Origin of the sequence: Siccirubricoccus soli, assembly GCF_024178315.1 — a bacterium.
Classification (GTDB): domain Bacteria; phylum Pseudomonadota; class Alphaproteobacteria; order Acetobacterales; family Acetobacteraceae; genus Siccirubricoccus; species Siccirubricoccus soli.
On record NZ_JAMZIK010000154.1, the window covers coordinates 18,796 to 33,608 of the forward strand.

The following is a 14,813-nucleotide window of genomic DNA, read 5'->3' on the forward strand; positions in this document are numbered from 1 at the left end:
CCCGGCCGCAAGGCGCGGATGGGCCCCATGGCGGCGCGCAGCGCCCGCCTGGGGCGAGACCCGGGGGCCCCGCAACGGCGCGGCAGCGACGTTGTGGGGAGCTAGGTCTCCAGCATCTTCCTGAGCAGGGCGACATCCTCGGCGAAGCCGGCATCCTGCTGCATGAGCTCCGCAACGCGCGAGACGGCATGCATGACCGTGGTATGGTCCCGGTTGCCGAAGCGCCTGCCGATCTCCGGCAGGCTCCGCTGGGTGAGCTGCTTTGCCAGGTACATCGCCACCTGCCGCGGCCGCGCCACGTTCCGCGCCCGCCGGGCGGAGACCATGTCGGTCAGGCGAAGATTGTAATGTTCCGCCACCTTGCGCTGGATCTCCTCGATCGAGACCCGCCGCTCATGCGCCCGCAGCAGGTCGTGCAGCACCTCATGCGCGGTATCCAGCGTCACCGGGCGGCCGAACAGCCCGGCATGGGCCACCAGCCGGTTCAGCGCCCCCTCCAGCTCCCGCACATTGCCGGTGATGCGGCTGGCCAGCAGCTCCAGCACCTTCGCCGGCACCTCCACCCGCGCCGCGGCTGCCTTGGCCTGCAGGATGGAGATGCGCAGCTCATAGGTCGTCGCATGGATGTCGGCCACCATGCCGCAGCCCAGCCGGGTGCGCAGCCGGTCCTCGATCCCGCTGAGGTCGGAGGGCGACTTGTCGGCGGAGACGACGATCTGCTTGCCCTGGTCCACCAGGGCGTTGAAGGTGTGGAAGAATTCCTCCTGGGTGTTGTCCTTCCCGATGAGGAATTGCAGGTCGTCGATCATCAGCACGTCGACGGCGCGCAGCGTCTCCTTGAACTCCATGGTGTTCTGGCTGCGCAGTGCCGCGATGAAGCGGTACATGAATTTCTCGGCGCTCATATAGGCCACGGTGCGGGCCGGCTGCAGCTCCCGGATCGCCCAGGCGACGGCGTGCATCAGATGCGTCTTGCCCAGCCCGACCCCGCCATAGAGGAAGAGCGGGTTGAAGCCCGGGGAGGCCGGGCGCTCCGCCACGCGGCGGGCGCAGGCATGGGCGAACTCGTTCGGCTTGCCGACGACGAAGGTGTCGAAGGTGAAGCGCGCCTCCAGCGGCACCACCCAGTCGGAGCGGGGCTCGGCCGCCGGGCGCTCCGGCATGCGCAGGCTGGGGGAGGGGGCGAGGCTTTCCGCCAGGCCCTGCATCCCGCCGGGCTCGGCCAGGGCGAAGTCCGGCGGGGCCTCGGGGCCGCCGGCCATGGCGGGCTGGGCCACGCGGATGTCCACGCGCCGGACCATGACATCCTCGCCCTGCCACAGGGCGCGCAGGCGGTCGCCGTAATGGCTGTTCACCCAGTCCCGCAGGAATCGGGTCGGCAGGAGGATGACGGCTTCGTCGCCCTCGATCCCCGCCAGCGTCATCTGCCGCAGCCAGCTGCGGTACTCGACCTCACCGACCTCGTCGCGCAGCCGGGCGCGGATGCGGGCCCAGCAGGCGGCCATATGTCCGGGATCCTGGGGGGACAAGCCGCGCGCCTCCTTCTCCGTCCCGTTGACCGAACGACGCGGGCTGCCGCAACGCCGAGGCGGCACCGCGGGCAGCCCTGTGCGTGGGGGCCCGCCATGGGGTGCCCACGAGGTATCAGACGACGGGTTGCCCTCGTTTCAGGGGGCAAGACAACCCGCCAGCTTGGCACAGCAAGACTACCCCGCCGCCCAAGACGGCGCAAATAGTAACTTTTCGATGCAAAGCGTCGTGACCCGCGCAGGTGATTATCCGGAGAAACAAACTCCGGAGATTCAACAAGAAACCGCAAAGCTGAACCTTAATTCAGCTTCGGTTCTTGACCGAATTTAACCTGCCGGGGAACGGCCCGCCGCAGCCTCGCTTCAGGCGGTGGCGGCGGCGCCGATGGCCTTGATCCGGGCGGAGAGGCGGGAGAGCTTCCGCGCCACGGTGTTCCGGTGGAACACGCCCTTGGTAGCGGCCCGCTGCAGCTCCGGCTGCGCCGCCTTCAACGCATCCTGCGCCTGACCCTTGTCACCCTCGGCGATCGCCTGCTCCACCTTGCGCAGGAAGGTCCGCACCCGCGACCGGCGGGCCCGATTGCGCAGGGTGCGCTTCTCGGTCTGACGGATGCGCTTGCGGGCGGAAGCAGTGTTCGCCATTGGGGGTCCGGTTTCAGTTCAACAGGTGAATGGGAAGAGTGCCCGCCGGGCGGGCACGAGGAGGGCGGTTCTAACGCCGGCCTCCACGGCGCGTCAAGCGAAGCGGCCGGGAATCCGCCAAGCCCTTCATGCTCAACGGTTCCTGAACTGCGCCGGCCGCTTCTCCGCAAAGGCGGCCATGCCCTCCTTCTGGTCCTCGGTCGCGAACAGCGCCTGGAAGGCCCGGCGCTCGAACTTCACCCCCTCGGCCAGCGTCGTCTCATAGGCGCGGTTCACCGCCTCCTTGGCGACAGCGACAGCGGGAGCGGAGAGGGTCGCGAGCTTCTCACCCAGCTTCAGCGCCTCCGGCAGCAGCTGGTCCAGCGGCACCACCCGGGCGACGAGGTTTGCGCGCTCCGCCTCCGTCGCATCCATCATGCGGGCGGTCAGCACCATCTCCATCGCCTTGGACTTGCCGATGGCCCGCGTCAGCCGCTGGGTGCCGCCGGCGCCCGGAATGACCCCGAGATTGATCTCCGGCTGGCCGAATTTCGCGTTCTCCGCCGCCAGGATGATGTCGCACATCATCGCCAGCTCGCAGCCGCCGCCCAGCGCATAGCCCGCCACCGCGGCGATCACCGGCTTCTGGACATGCGTCACCGCCTCCCACCGCTTGCCGATGAAATCGTCGAGATAGACGGCGGGGTAGGTGCGGGACTGCATCTCCTTGATGTCGGCGCCGGCGGCGAAGGCCTTCTCGCTGCCGGTCAGCACGATGGCGGCGATCTCCGGATCGGCATCGAAGCCGCGCAGCGCCTGGCCCAGCTCCTCCATCAACTGGTCGCACAGCGCGTTCAGCGCCTTCGGCCGGTTGAGCCGGATGATTGCGACCTTCCCCTGCACCTCGGTCAGGATCATCTCATACGCGGCCATGGCGTCCTCCTTGGTCGGGCATGATGCCTAGAGCAATATCCGGTCGGGGGGAATCACCCGGTCGGATGTCTTGGTCCAGGAAATAAAAGATCTCGAAAGTTCATTTTCGATATGGTGGATCGCGCCCCGATCCGTCGGGCCGGAGGCTGCTCCAGTTGCTCGGTCCCGAACTCCTGCGGAATTCATCTTCGAGCCATTGGCCTTCGATTTGAGTGGCCCGCTTGGCCGCGCCGTTCGCCGGAGAGCCCAGCCAAATCCTCGCGGGCAGGACACTAGAGCAGCCTCCGACCTGATGGATCACCGCGTGATCCATCAGGTCGGAGATAAACTGCTCTAGATCTTGTACTTTCTAGAGCAAGAGATCCGATCAGGTGATTCCACCTGATCGGATATTGCTCTAGAGCAGATCGCCGTAGGGCGGCATCGCCCGAAGGCGTGAATCTGCTCTGCAAACAAAGGCGTAGAGCGTTTTCGGTGAACGCATGTAAACCGAAAACGCTCTAACGCTGGTGCCGCGGGCAATGGAAGGTGGCGCGGCCGGCCTGGACGATACGCCGGATGCCCTCGCAGGGCGGCACGCCGGGGCATTGCTCGCAGGGCTGCCCCTCCCGGTCATAGACCTTGAAGCGGTCCTGGAAGAAGCCGATGCCGCCATCCGCCTGGACATAATCCCGCAAGGAGGAGCCGCCGGCCGCGATACTCTCCTCCAGCACCGCCTTGATCGCCGGCACCAGGCGCAGCGTGCGCGCCCCGGCGACGCTGGCGGCCAGGCGCTTCGGCGAGATGCCGGCGCGGTAGAGCGCCTCCGACACATAGATGTTGCCGAGCCCGGCCACGACCTTCTGGTCCAGCAGCGCGGCCTTGATCGGCGTCTGGCGGCCGGCGAGCGCCGCCGTCAGCACCTCCGGCGTGAATTCCGGCTCCAGCGGTTCCGGGCCGAGGCCGGCGAGCAGCCGGTGCTCCTCCTCCCGCGCCGTCGGCACCAGATCGACGCAGCCGAAGCGCCGCGGATCGACGAAGCCGACCCGGGTGCCATCCGCCGTCTCCAGCGCGAAATGCTCGTGCGGCACCGGGGCGTTGGGACGGTCGGCGGCGGGCCGCGCCACCATGCGGCCGGACATGCCGAGATGGATCAGCAGGCTGTCCCCGCCCGAGAGCCGCATCAGCAGGTACTTGCCGCGGCGGCGGAAGCCCTCGATCCGGGCGCCGAGCAGCCGGTCCACCAGCCCCTCCGGGAAGGGCCAGCGCATATCCGGTCGGGCGATGCTGGCGGCGCGGATCTCCCGCCCCTCGAGCACCGTGGCCAAGCCCCGCATCACCGTCTCGACTTCCGGCAGCTCCGGCATATGTCCCCCGCCCCCTCGCCCAGCTATGCTGCCGCGCCATGCAGGAAGACAAGAGCGCCGCCGGCGAGACGATCGATTTCGGCTACCAGGATGTCCCGAAGGAGGCGAAGGCCGGCCTGGTCCGCCAGGTCTTCGAGAGCGTGGCCCCGCGCTACGACCTGATGAACGACCTGATGTCCCTCGGCCTGCACCGGGCCTGGAAGCATGCCTTCGTCGCCGCCATCGCCGCCTCCGCGCGGGAGACGCTGCTGGACCTCGCGGGCGGCACCGGGGATATCGGCTTCCGGGCGCTGGAGCGCGGGGCGGGCCGCGTCATCCTCTCCGACATCAACGCGGCCATGCTCGGCGTGGCGCAGGGCAGGGCGCTGGACCGCGGCCTCGCCGCAAGGCTGCATTTCCTCTGCGCCGATGCCGAGAAGCTGCCGCTGCCGGACCGCAGCGTGGAGAAGATCTCCATGGCCTTCGGCCTGCGCAATTGCACGGACAAGGGCGCGGTGCTGCGGGAGGCGCGGCGGGTGCTGCGGCCCGGCGGGCGCTTCCATTGCCTGGAATTCAGCCGGGTGGAGGTGGCGGCGCTGGCGCCGCTCTACGATGCTTGGTCCTTCAAGGTGCTGCCGGCGCTCGGCCAGCGGGTGGCACAGGACGCCGAGAGCTACCAATACCTCGCCGAGAGCATCCGCATGTTCCCGGACCAGGAGAGGCTGGCCGGCATGATGCGGGCGGCGGGGCTGGAGAAGGTGCGCTACCAGAGCCTCTCCGGCGGCATCGTCGCCATCCATACCGGCTGGCGGCTGTAGCGGCGGGCCGTGGCGCCGGAAAGTTGCCCAGGCGAACCCTGCGCTGCAACGGCATCCCTTAGATTGTATTCTTGCTGCTTGGGGGAGCCGCCGCGCCATGCGCGGCGCAACGAAGGGGGCCGTCATGACCGCAGCGCCGGATATCGTCTATCGCCTGCAGCGCCCGATGCGCGCCGGGGAGCCGGGGCAGAGCGACCCGGTGATGGCAGCCCTGCCGCCGGGCTGGATCGGGCTGCGCGGCCTGGATCTCGGCCAGGGGCCGCAGGCAGTGGATCTGCTGCTGCATCCCCGCTACGGGCTGGCGCTGCTGGCGCCGAGCCTGCCGGAAGCCCAGGCCGCGCTCGCCGCGCTGCAGCACCGGCTGGAGATGGCGGGCTTTACCGCCATCTACCCGGGCTGGCTGCCCATGCTGGCCGTGGCGCAGGAGGCGGAGCAGCCGCTGCTGGAGCAGCTCGAGGCCGGCTTCATCGCCCAGCCGCGGCTGGATCTGCCGGGGGGCGAGGGCTGGGTGGCGGCGCTCCGCCGCGCCCTGCAATGCCCGGTGCCGGCTGCCGCGGCCCCGCTTGCCCCGCCCTTGGCCGAGGCGGGGGCAGAGGCGGAATTGCCGGAAGGCTGGCTGCGCCAGCCCGGCCAGGTGATGCTCCCGCCCGGCCCGCCCATGGCGGCCCCGGCGCGGCCGCGCATCCGCCTCTCCCCGCCGCTGCTGGCCGGCATGGCGGTGGCGGCGCTGGGCGGCTTCGCCCTGGCCGCGCTGTGGTCCCCGGCCGAGCCCCCGTCGCATCTGGCCGCCGCCCTGGCCGCCGATAGCGGGGCGGGCGCCGGGGCCGAGCCCCTGCCGCTGGCCACCGAGCGCCCCGCCCCCACCCCCGTCTTCGTGCCGCCGCCGGCCCTGCCGCGCGTGGTGGTGCAGAAATCCGCCAATCTCCGCGCCACGCCGGATCTGCGCGGCCGCGTCCTCCGCGTCGCCCGCCCGGGCGAGGAATTCAGCGCCCATCGGCGGCAGGAAGGCTGGGTGCAGGTGGGTGAGGCCGCGCCCGAGGGCTGGATCTTCGGCGAGCTGCTGGGCGAGGCCGGGGAGTAGCCGGGCCCGGAACGCCCACCGGGGCCAGGGTCCCCGCCCCGGCGGGGGCGGGGGCCCGGCCACCGCCCGTGACGCGCCTCCTGCCCGGAGCCGGGGGCAGCGCCGCCTCGGCCCTGGTGCGGCTGGCAAACCGCCATTCCCGTTATCCTGCCGCGGCAGGCCGTGCGAGCCGCCGCGCGACGAGCGACTCCCGGGGCCCCGCGAAGCCGCGCGGCGGTTTCGTGGGGCAATACCTATGCCCCCAACTCCAACACCCCCTGCCGCCTGCGCCGTCGGTCCAGCCATCGCATCGCCGGCGTCACCGTCGCCCCGTGCAGGGCGATGGAGACCAGCACCGTCAGCCCCAGCACCGCCCAGAGCCGCTCCCCCTCCGTGAAGGGCGCCGCGTTCAGCGCGAAGGCCAGGTAGTAGACGCTGCCCAGCCCGCGGATGCCGAAGAAGCTCACCGCCGCCCGCTCCTCCCAGGGGAGGCGGCTGCCGAGGCAGGAGAGCAGCCCCGCCGCCGGCCGCACCAGGAACAGGCAGAGCAGCGCCATCGCCACCTCCGGCCCGTCCAGTGGCGCCAGCAGCCCGCCGGCGATCGCCCCGCCGAACAGCACCAGCAGCACCATCATCAGCAGCCGCTCCGTCTGCTCGGCAAAATCGTGCAGCCGCTCGTGATAGGCGTGCTGGCGCTCCGCCGCGCGCATCGCCAGCGCCGCGACGAAGACGGCGAGGAAGCCGTAGCCCCCGGCCAACTGCGTCACCCCGTAGCTGACGAAGGTGGCGCCGAGCGCCACGAACCCATCTCCGGTGCGGGAGAGCTTGGCCCGGTTCGGCATGCGGAAGGTGAGCCAGCCCAGCCCCCGGCCGATGCCATAGCCCAGCACCAGCCCGCAGCCGAGCTTCCAGGCCAGGTCGTGTTCCAGCCAGGGGCGCAGCCAGGGCTGCCCCTCCTCTGCCGCCAGGGCCAGGGCGATGGCGAGGTTCACGAAGGGAAAGGCGAGGCCGTCATTCAGCCCCGCCTCCGCCGTCAGGGTGAAGCGGACCTCGTCCTCCTCCCCGCTCCGCGGCGGGCCGACCTGGACATCGGCGGCCAGCACCGGGTCGGTCGGCGCCAGCGCCGCGCCGAGCAGCAGGGCGGCGGGCAGGGCGAGGCCGAGCATCGCCTGCCCCAGCAGGGCGATCCCGGCGATGGAAAGCGGCATGGCGATGGCGAGCAGCCGCCAGGTCGCGCCCCAGCTCCGCCAGGCGAAGGGCCGGTCCAGCTTCAGCCCGGCGCCGGTCAGCGCCACGATGACGATGATCTCCGTCAGCCCTTCCGTCGCTCGCGGAAATTGTCGCGGATCGGGTACCGTTCCGCTGGACAGCGAGAAGACGCCGTAGCCGATGGCGACGCAGACCATGGGCAGGGAGAGCGGCAGCTCCTTCAGCACCATGGGCAGCCAGGCGACGAGGAGGATCAGCCCGCCGACGCCGGCGAGCAGCAGCATGTAAGGGTCCATCCGGGCCGCAACGCGCGGCGGCGGATTTGGCCCCGGCCGCAAACGGGAGCGGGCGCGGATGGCCCCGGATTCGTGGCTCCGGCCGGCGCTGCGGCGCCACCGCAGCCTCCGGCCCGACGGGTCACGTTGCGATCCATCGGACCGGAGATAGGATGCTCTGGATGTTGCGTTTTCCAGAGCGAGACATCCGATCGGGCGATTTCACCGGATCGGCTATTGTTCTGGGGCGCGCTCAGCCGTCCAGCGCGGCGCGGATCCCGCTGGTCCAGGCATTGGCGCCGGCGGAAAGCAGGCCGATATCGGTCTGGGTCGTCAGGAATTGCGCCCCGCGCCGGATGATGGCGGCCTGCGCCTTGGGGTCGCGGTTGCCGCCGCAGCCGAAGGCGATCTTGTTCGCCCGGCAGGCCGCCAGCACCCGGTCCACCGCCGCCTGCAACTCCGGGTCCTGGTACTGGCCGGGCTTGCCCATATTCGTCAGCAGATCGTTCATGCCGATATGGATCACGTCGATCCCCGGCGTCGCCGCGATCGCTTCCACATTCGCCACGCCCTCCCGCGTCTCGATCATGCAGACCAGCAGCGTCGCGGCGTCGATCGCCGGCAGCGCCTCCTTCGGCGGGACGCCGCGATAGTCGAAATAGGGATAGCCGCCGGTGACGCTGCGCCGGCCGAGCGGGCCGAAGCGCACCGCGGCCACCGCCTGGCGCGCCTGCTCCGCCGTGTTCACATCCGGATAGACGATGCCGGTGATGCCGTTGTCCAGCAGCGCCTGCACATCCTGGTCGCCGACGCTGCGGACGCGGGCGAGGGGGGCGATGCCGAGGGCGATGGCCGCCTGGGCGATGTGGCCGATGGTCTCGAGGCCGAACAGGCTGTGTTGCACGTCGATGAACAGGAAGTCGTGGCCGGTGGCGCGGGCGATGCGGGCGATCTCGGCCGAGCGGGACATGCGCACGCCAAGGCCGAGGGCGACGCCCCCCGCGGCGAGCTTCTCCTTCACCGGGTTGCTGAACAGGGCGCCGGGCGTGGTCATGGTGCGGTTCCTCCGTCCCGGCATGGCAGCACCGGCGGCGCGCCGCGTCCAGCCGGGGGCGGGGGCGGGGTTGACCCCGGGGCGGCGCGCGTCTGCAATGCCGGCAATCCGTTGGGGGAGCGTCATGCCCGAGATTCGCGTGAAGTCCGAGATTGCCGGTTCCGTCTGGAAGATCGTGAAGCAGCCGGGGGAAGCGGTGGAAGCGGAGGAGACGCTGCTCATCCTGGAATCGATGAAGATGGAGATTCCAGTGGCGGCGCCGAAGGCGGGGGTGCTGGCGGCGCTGCATGTCGCGGAGGGTGAGGCGGTGGAGGAGGAGCAGCTCGTCGCCGTCATCCGGGCCTAGGAGTCCCCCACGACGTTGCTGCGCACCGCCGCGGGGACCCCGGATTCGCCTGGCGAGTAGCGCCTCGCACAGCCTGCCGTGGCGAAGCCACGGCAGGGCAAGGGGCGGTCCGGGTTGGGCCGGCTTTCTGCCGCGACGGCGGAAGCCCTGAAGGGGCCTTCGACACCGACCCGCCCTCGTGCGACTTGCTTCGCGGAATGCCGGCCGAAGGCCAGCCCTGCCCGGGGCCACGGTGCCGCAGGCGAGCCAGGGAGGCCGCGAAGCGGCACCGCGCGTCGCGCCGGCCGCACGACGCGCGGCTCCGGCCTTGCCTCGCTTGCGGCACCGTCGCTGTCGCGAGGGGATCGCCTGACGGCGCCGCGCGCCCAGGGCGCGCCCGCGTCCACGCGGCGGATCAGCTCACCCAACCCAGCGCCCGCCCGATCACCGCCTGCGCCGCCCGCCCATCCTCCAGCGCCCGGCCGCGCCAGGCGATGTGCTGGTCCGGCCGCACCAGGAACAGCCCCTCGCCATAGACGCGCCGCGCCACCGGGTCTGTCGTCTCCAGCACCGTCAGCCCCAGGCCGCGCTCCGCCGCCGCCACCAGCGCGCCGCTCGGCACCACGCCCACCGCCAGCAGGGTGAACCACGGCCCGAGCAGGTCATGGATCGCCCGCCCATCCTCCAGGAACAGGCTCGGCAGCCGCACCCCGGGCAGCGTCACCGGCTCGTAGCGCAGCGGGTCCTCCGGCAGCGCCGCCCCCGGCTCCGCCGCGATCACCGGCGAGTCCCGATAGGCATAGCCATGCTCGATGCCCCAGCTCTCATTCTCCGCATTGCCCAGTGCGGCGATGCGCGAGGCCACCGCCGCCCGCGCCGCCTCGCCCGCTGGGCCCGCCGCCATCAGCGCCGCGCCCTGTTCGGCATAGGCCGCGGCGATCTCGATCCGCACCCCGGTATGCCGGCCGGAGGCATCGCGGTTGCGCCGGCCGATCGGCAGCCTTTCCGCCTCGTAGCTCGGCAGCAGCACCGGCCCGCCGAAGCCGTGCAGCCGCGCCGCCAGCTTCCAGCCGAGATCCATCGCATCGCCGATGCCGGTGTTCATGCCGTAGCCGCCGGTCGGGATGTATTGATGCGCCGCGTCGCCGGCCAGGAAGACCCGCCCGCTGCCATAGCTCTCCGCCACCAGCAGGTGCGGGTGCCAATGGTTGGCGACCAGGATCTCATAGGCGATGTCGCGCCCGGCGAAGGCCCGCAGCAGCGCATGCGGATCCACCGCGCCGGGATCCTCGACGCCGGGCGGGAAGCGGCTCTGCAGGGTCCAGACATCGACATCGTTCTGCGCGATCAGCGTGCCGTAGGGCCCCTGGTAGTGCCAGGCCACGCCGAAGCGCTGCAGCAGCGCCCGGTCATCCGAGCGGAAATGCGTCATGAAGCGCGGCATCACCCGCGCCTGCCCCTCCAGCGGAATGCCGAGCTGCCGGCGCACCAGGCTGCCCCCGCCATCGCAGCCGGCGAGATAGGCGCAGCGCACCTGCTCCGCTGCCCCCGTCGCGGAGTCGCGCAACGTGACCGTCACCCCTGCCGCATCCTCGGCGAAGCTCTCGAAGGCGAGGCCCCAGCGCGCCTCCACCAGCTCCTCCGCCAGCAGCGCGCGCTGCAGCACCGGCTCGATCTCCACCTGGGAGACGCGCATCGGCGCCTCCCGCGGCATGGTCCCGTCATTCCGCTCGCGCTGCCGCGCCCGCCACTCTTCGACGCTGGGGTAGCGGAAGCGGTGCAGCTCATGCCCCGCCATGGTGGTGATCCAGGAGACGTCGAAATTATTCGCCTCCGGCACCGCCACCGCGCGCAGCGCCTCCGCCAGGCCAAGGCGGCGGAAGATCTCCATGGAGCGGCTGTTGGTGATGTCCATCTTCGGATGGCGCGTGGTGGTCGGGTTGCGCTCCGCCAGCAGGCAGCGAATGCCGAACCGGGCGAGGACCCGCGCCAGCGTCATGCCCACCGGCCCCCCGCCCGCGATCACCACCGGCACGCTGCGCATCCGCTCCTCCGCCTTTTCCGGCTCCCCTGGAACACTTCTCGTTCCGGCCAGGATGCCGGCTGCCCTAGGATAGCGGCAACAACCGGGGAGGAGCATCCATGCGCCGACGCCACCTGCTGGCGGCCGCGGCCCTTGCGCCCGCCGCCGCCCGCGCCCAGGGCTGGGTGCCGGACCGCCCGGTGACGGTGGTGAACCCCTTCTCCCCTGGCGGCTTCACCGATGGCTTCGGGCGGGGCATCGCGCTGCATCTGCAGCGCCTGCTCGGCCAGCCCTTCGTCTTCGACTACCGGCCGGGCGCGGGCGCCACGCTCGGCGCCCAGCATGTGGCGCGCGCCGCGCCGGATGGCCACACGCTGCTCTACAGCCCGACCACCGCCTGGGTCGTCTCGCCGCATCTCTACCGCAACCCGGGCTACGACCCGGCGACGAGCTTCGCCCCCATCGCCGCCATCAGCGCCACGCCCATGGTGCTGACGGCGAAGGCGGGCAGCCCCTTCCGCGACGTGCCGGGGCTGCTGGCGGCGGCGAAGGGGCGCCCGGGCGCACTCTCCTACGCCTCGGCCGGCGCCGGCAGCCTGCCGCATCTGATGGGCACCTTCTTCGCCAGCCTGGCTGGGCTGGCCCTGACCCATGTGCCCTATCGCGGCGGCGCCCCGGCGATGAACGACCTGCTCGCCGGCCATGTGGATTTGATGTTCGAGGCGGTGCCCAACGTGGCGCAGCATGTCGCCGCCGGCCGCGCCATCGCCCTAATGACCAGCGGCGCGGCCCGCACCCCGCTGCTGCCGGGGGTGCCCACCGTGGCGGAGGCGGGCTTCCCCGATCTCGACCTCACCTCCTGGATCGGCCTGGCCGCGCCGGCGGGCACCCCGGCGCCGGCCATCACCGCGCTGAACGCGGCGGTGGAGACGGCGCTGGCGGCGGAGGACACCCAGGCCGCCATGCTGCGCCTCGGCATGGCGAAGCTGGGCGGCCCGCCGGGCGCGATGGCGGCGCGCATCGCGCGGGAGGGCGAGGTCTATCGCCGCATCATCGCCGGGGCGGGGATCACGGCGGAATAATGCTATGCTGGCGCCATGTCGCCTAGCTCGGCATCCGTTCGGGAGGACCCCGTGCTGCGCCGCCGCCATGCGGCGCTGGAGGCGGAATACGGCCCGCGGCTGAAGCGCGTGGTCCTGTTCGGCTCTCGCGCCCGCGGCGATGCGCATGCGGAGTCCGACTACGACGTGGCGGTGTCTCTCGACCGGCCGGGCTCGCTGTGGGAGGAGCTGGGGCGGCTGGCGCCGATCGTCACCGACATCGCGGCCGACACCGGGGAGATGGTCTCGGCCAAGCCCTTTCCCGCCGAGGCCTGGGAGGACGGCACCTCCCTGCTGATGCGGGAAATCCGGCGCGAGGGCATTCCGCTGTGACGCCGGAGGGCGCGGACCCTGCTGGCGGAGGGCGAGGCGATGCGGGACGCGTCGCTCCCGGATGCCGTGGGGCGCGCCGCCCACTCCGCCATCCTCAACGCGGCCATGGCGTTCATTCCTGTCCGGCCCGGCCGGGTGGTGAAGGCGCATCGCGGGGAGCGCGGAATTCGCCCGGCTGGCGCGGGGAGGAAGTCGGCCTGGATCCAGGCTCGCCCGCTTCCTGTCCTCGGCCTATGAGATGAAGGCGGTGGCGGATTACGAGGCCGACCCGGCGGTCTTCCTGGCGATGGAGCCGGCCACCGCCGCCCTCGCCACCGCCCACCGCTTCGTCGCCGCCATCGCCGCGCTCCTCGCCCCGGAGACCCCCTGAATGCGCATCACCCTGCTCGGCGCCGGCGCGGTCGGCGGCTGGCTGGCGGCCGGCCTGGCCCGGGCCGGCGCCGATCTCGCCATCCTCGCCCGCGGCGCCAGCCTCGCCGCCCTGCAACGGGATGGCCTGGTCTTCCGCCACGGCACCACCGAGGAACGCTTCCGCCTCCCCGCCTCGGACGACCCCGCCGCGCTGGCCGGCGCCGACATCCTCCTGCTCGGGCTGAAGAGCCAGGACCTGCCCGCCGCCCTGCCGCTGATCCGGCGCCTGCTCGGCCCCAGTACCCTGATCGCCACGGCGCAGAACGGCCTGCCCTGGTGGTTCCTGCAAGGCTTCGGCGGCCCGGCCGAGGGCCTCACCCTGCAGAGCATCGACCCCGGCGGCGCGCTGGCCGCCGCCCTGCCGGCCGCGCGGGTGCTCGGCGGCGTTGCCCATGTCGGCAGCCGGGTGGAGGCGCCCGGCACCATCCGGCTGATGCAGCAGGACCGCATGCTGTTCGGCGACCCCTCCGGCCGCAACCCGGAGGCGCTGGCCGCCCTCCTCGCCCTGCTCCGCCAGGGCGGCATCCCGGCCGAGCCGGCCGGCGACATCCGCCGCGAGATCTGGCTAAAGCTCTGGGGCAATTCCAACATGAACCCGCTCAGCGCGCTCTGCCGCGCCGACATGCAGGCGATGCTGGAGGATCCGGGCGTCGCCGGGCTGGTGCGGGCGATGATGCGGGAGATGGCCGCGCTCGGCGACCGCATCGGCCTGCCGATCACCCAGTCCATCGAGGACCGCCTGGTCGTCACCCGCCGCCTCGGCCCCTTCCGCACCTCCATGCTGCAGGATCTGGAGGCGGGACGGCGGCTGGAGCTCGGGCCCGTGCTGGGCTGCCTGGTGGAACTGGCCGGGCATCTCGGCGAGGAGGTGCCGGTGCTGGCCGGGGTGCACGGGCTGGTGCGGCTGCTGACGCGCTGAAGAGCCTGCCCGCTGGCCGCCGTGCCGCCAAGGCCGCCTCTGGGGGAATCAGCCCCGCCTCCCGGCACGGCTCCGCTTCGCGGCTTCGCCGGGCGGGGCAGGCGGGGCGGGCGATGCACCGCCTAGAGCAGATCGCCGTAGGGCGGCATCGCCCGAAGGCGTGAATCTGCTCTGGAAACAAAAGCGTAGAGCGTTTTCGGTGAACGCATGTAAACCGAAAACGCTCTAAGGCCGCTTGAGATATTGTCTATCTCAGGGCAGGGCCCGATCGGGTGCCGCACGTGATCGGATATGGCGCCATGGCCGGCGATGAACCCGAAGCCGCTTTGCGCGTCATGGGTTCATGACCGGAAGGTTCGGCCGTCGCGCCCTGCTGCTGGCCCTGCTCGCTCCCTTGCCAGCGGCGGCGGAGACGCCGCCGCGCCGCCGTCGCCGCGCCCGGCCCCGCCCGGCGCCGCCGCCTGCCCAGCCCGCGGCGCCCGCGCCGGCGCCCTCCATGGCGCCGCCCATCGACGTGCCGGTGCAATCCTCCACCAGCCGGTCCGGGCTGGCCCCGGCCCCGGTGCCGGAGACCGGCATCTCCCCGCCGGCCATTGACAGGGCGCCGCGCTCGAGCGTCGATCTCGGGGTGCCGACCCCGCCCGAGCCCATCCAGGGCGAGACCTTCGGCGCCACCGACCCGGCGCCGGACCGCCGCTCGGCGCCCGGCCTTCGCCTGCCTTCGCCCGGCGCCACCTTCCGGTTCCCATTTTGATTGATCCCCATGACGTTGCTGCGCAACGCCATGGGGGCCCCGTAGGCGCCTGGTGAGGAGGGCCTCGCACAGCCTGCCGCGGCAAAGCCGCAGCAGGGCACCAGGCGGCGCTCGGGTGGCTCAG

At 71.9% G+C, this 14,813-nt stretch carries 15 protein-coding genes; 8 read left to right on the forward strand and 7 right to left on the reverse strand.

What is annotated here, in order from left to right:
* Window positions 1-101: 101 nt before the first annotated feature.
* The 4 genes from dnaA to mutM form a co-directional block, all read right to left on the reverse strand.
* The gene (gene dnaA / locus NJ376_RS22205; protein ID WP_252955476.1) at window positions 102-1,505 is read right to left on the reverse strand and encodes a chromosomal replication initiator protein DnaA; all 1,404 of its coding nucleotides are present in this window, start codon (window positions 1,503-1,505) and stop codon (window positions 102-104) included.
* A gap of 387 nt (window positions 1,506-1,892) precedes the next feature.
* Window positions 1,893-2,171 (reverse strand): 30S ribosomal protein S20, encoded by a 279-nt coding sequence (gene rpsT, locus NJ376_RS22210; protein WP_252955477.1) that lies wholly within the window; start codon window positions 2,169-2,171, stop codon window positions 1,893-1,895.
* A 132-nt stretch (window positions 2,172-2,303) separates the two neighbouring features.
* Window positions 2,304-3,083: an enoyl-CoA hydratase gene (locus tag NJ376_RS22215; protein WP_252955478.1), complete on the reverse strand. Its 780-nt coding sequence runs from the start codon at window positions 3,081-3,083 to the stop codon at window positions 2,304-2,306.
* Between the two features lie 500 nt (window positions 3,084-3,583).
* A complete protein-coding gene (gene mutM, locus NJ376_RS22220) occupies window positions 3,584-4,429 on the reverse strand; it encodes a bifunctional DNA-formamidopyrimidine glycosylase/DNA-(apurinic or apyrimidinic site) lyase (RefSeq protein ID WP_252955479.1) in 846 nt (281 codons plus the stop codon).
* 38 nt (window positions 4,430-4,467) lie between these two features.
* Between mutM and NJ376_RS22225 the strand changes: the two genes are divergently transcribed.
* Together NJ376_RS22225 and NJ376_RS22230 are read left to right on the forward strand one after the other, a co-directional pair.
* Window positions 4,468-5,226, forward strand: coding sequence for a class I SAM-dependent methyltransferase (locus tag NJ376_RS22225; protein WP_252955480.1), 759 nt, complete (start codon window positions 4,468-4,470; stop codon window positions 5,224-5,226).
* Between the two features lie 124 nt (window positions 5,227-5,350).
* Entirely contained in the window at window positions 5,351-6,307 is a 957-nt protein-coding gene (locus NJ376_RS22230) for an SH3 domain-containing protein (RefSeq protein WP_252955481.1), read from the forward strand.
* Between the two features lie 233 nt (window positions 6,308-6,540).
* On the opposite strand, the gene NJ376_RS22235 is transcribed toward NJ376_RS22230, so the two are convergent.
* Window positions 6,541-7,779 (reverse strand): cation:proton antiporter, encoded by a 1,239-nt coding sequence (locus NJ376_RS22235; RefSeq protein WP_252955482.1) that lies wholly within the window; start codon window positions 7,777-7,779, stop codon window positions 6,541-6,543.
* Window positions 7,780-8,023: 244 nt separating this feature from the next.
* A complete protein-coding gene (locus NJ376_RS22240) occupies window positions 8,024-8,824 on the reverse strand; it encodes an HpcH/HpaI aldolase family protein (RefSeq protein ID WP_252955483.1) in 801 nt (266 codons plus the stop codon).
* 124 nt (window positions 8,825-8,948) lie between these two features.
* Between NJ376_RS22240 and NJ376_RS22245 the strand changes: the two genes are divergently transcribed.
* Complete coding sequence (locus NJ376_RS22245) at window positions 8,949-9,170, forward strand: biotin/lipoyl-binding carrier protein (RefSeq protein WP_252955484.1); 222 nt, start codon at window positions 8,949-8,951, stop codon at window positions 9,168-9,170.
* A gap of 394 nt (window positions 9,171-9,564) precedes the next feature.
* Here NJ376_RS22245 and NJ376_RS22250 read toward each other — a convergent pair whose 3' ends face one another.
* The gene (locus tag NJ376_RS22250) at window positions 9,565-11,193 is read right to left on the reverse strand and encodes an FAD-dependent monooxygenase (protein WP_252955485.1); all 1,629 of its coding nucleotides are present in this window, start codon (window positions 11,191-11,193) and stop codon (window positions 9,565-9,567) included.
* A gap of 98 nt (window positions 11,194-11,291) precedes the next feature.
* On the opposite strand from NJ376_RS22250, the gene NJ376_RS22255 reads away from it, so the two are divergent.
* The 5 genes from NJ376_RS22255 (at window position 11,292) to NJ376_RS22270 (ending at window position 14,689) form a co-directional block, all read left to right on the forward strand.
* A complete protein-coding gene (locus NJ376_RS22255; RefSeq protein WP_252955486.1) occupies window positions 11,292-12,254 on the forward strand; it encodes a Bug family tripartite tricarboxylate transporter substrate binding protein in 963 nt (320 codons plus the stop codon).
* A 51-nt stretch (window positions 12,255-12,305) separates the two neighbouring features.
* Window positions 12,306-12,605: a nucleotidyltransferase domain-containing protein gene (locus NJ376_RS22260; protein ID WP_252955487.1), complete on the forward strand. Its 300-nt coding sequence runs from the start codon at window positions 12,306-12,308 to the stop codon at window positions 12,603-12,605.
* 247 nt (window positions 12,606-12,852) lie between these two features.
* On the forward strand, window positions 12,853-12,975 hold the full coding sequence (locus NJ376_RS28855; protein WP_256476523.1) for a hypothetical protein: 123 nt from the start codon (window positions 12,853-12,855) through the stop codon (window positions 12,973-12,975).
* Window positions 12,976-13,935 (forward strand): ketopantoate reductase family protein, encoded by a 960-nt coding sequence (locus NJ376_RS22265; RefSeq protein WP_252955488.1) that lies wholly within the window; start codon window positions 12,976-12,978, stop codon window positions 13,933-13,935.
* A gap of 343 nt (window positions 13,936-14,278) precedes the next feature.
* On the forward strand, window positions 14,279-14,689 hold the full coding sequence (locus NJ376_RS22270; protein WP_252955489.1) for a hypothetical protein: 411 nt from the start codon (window positions 14,279-14,281) through the stop codon (window positions 14,687-14,689).
* The last annotated feature ends 124 nt before the right edge of the window (window positions 14,690-14,813 follow it).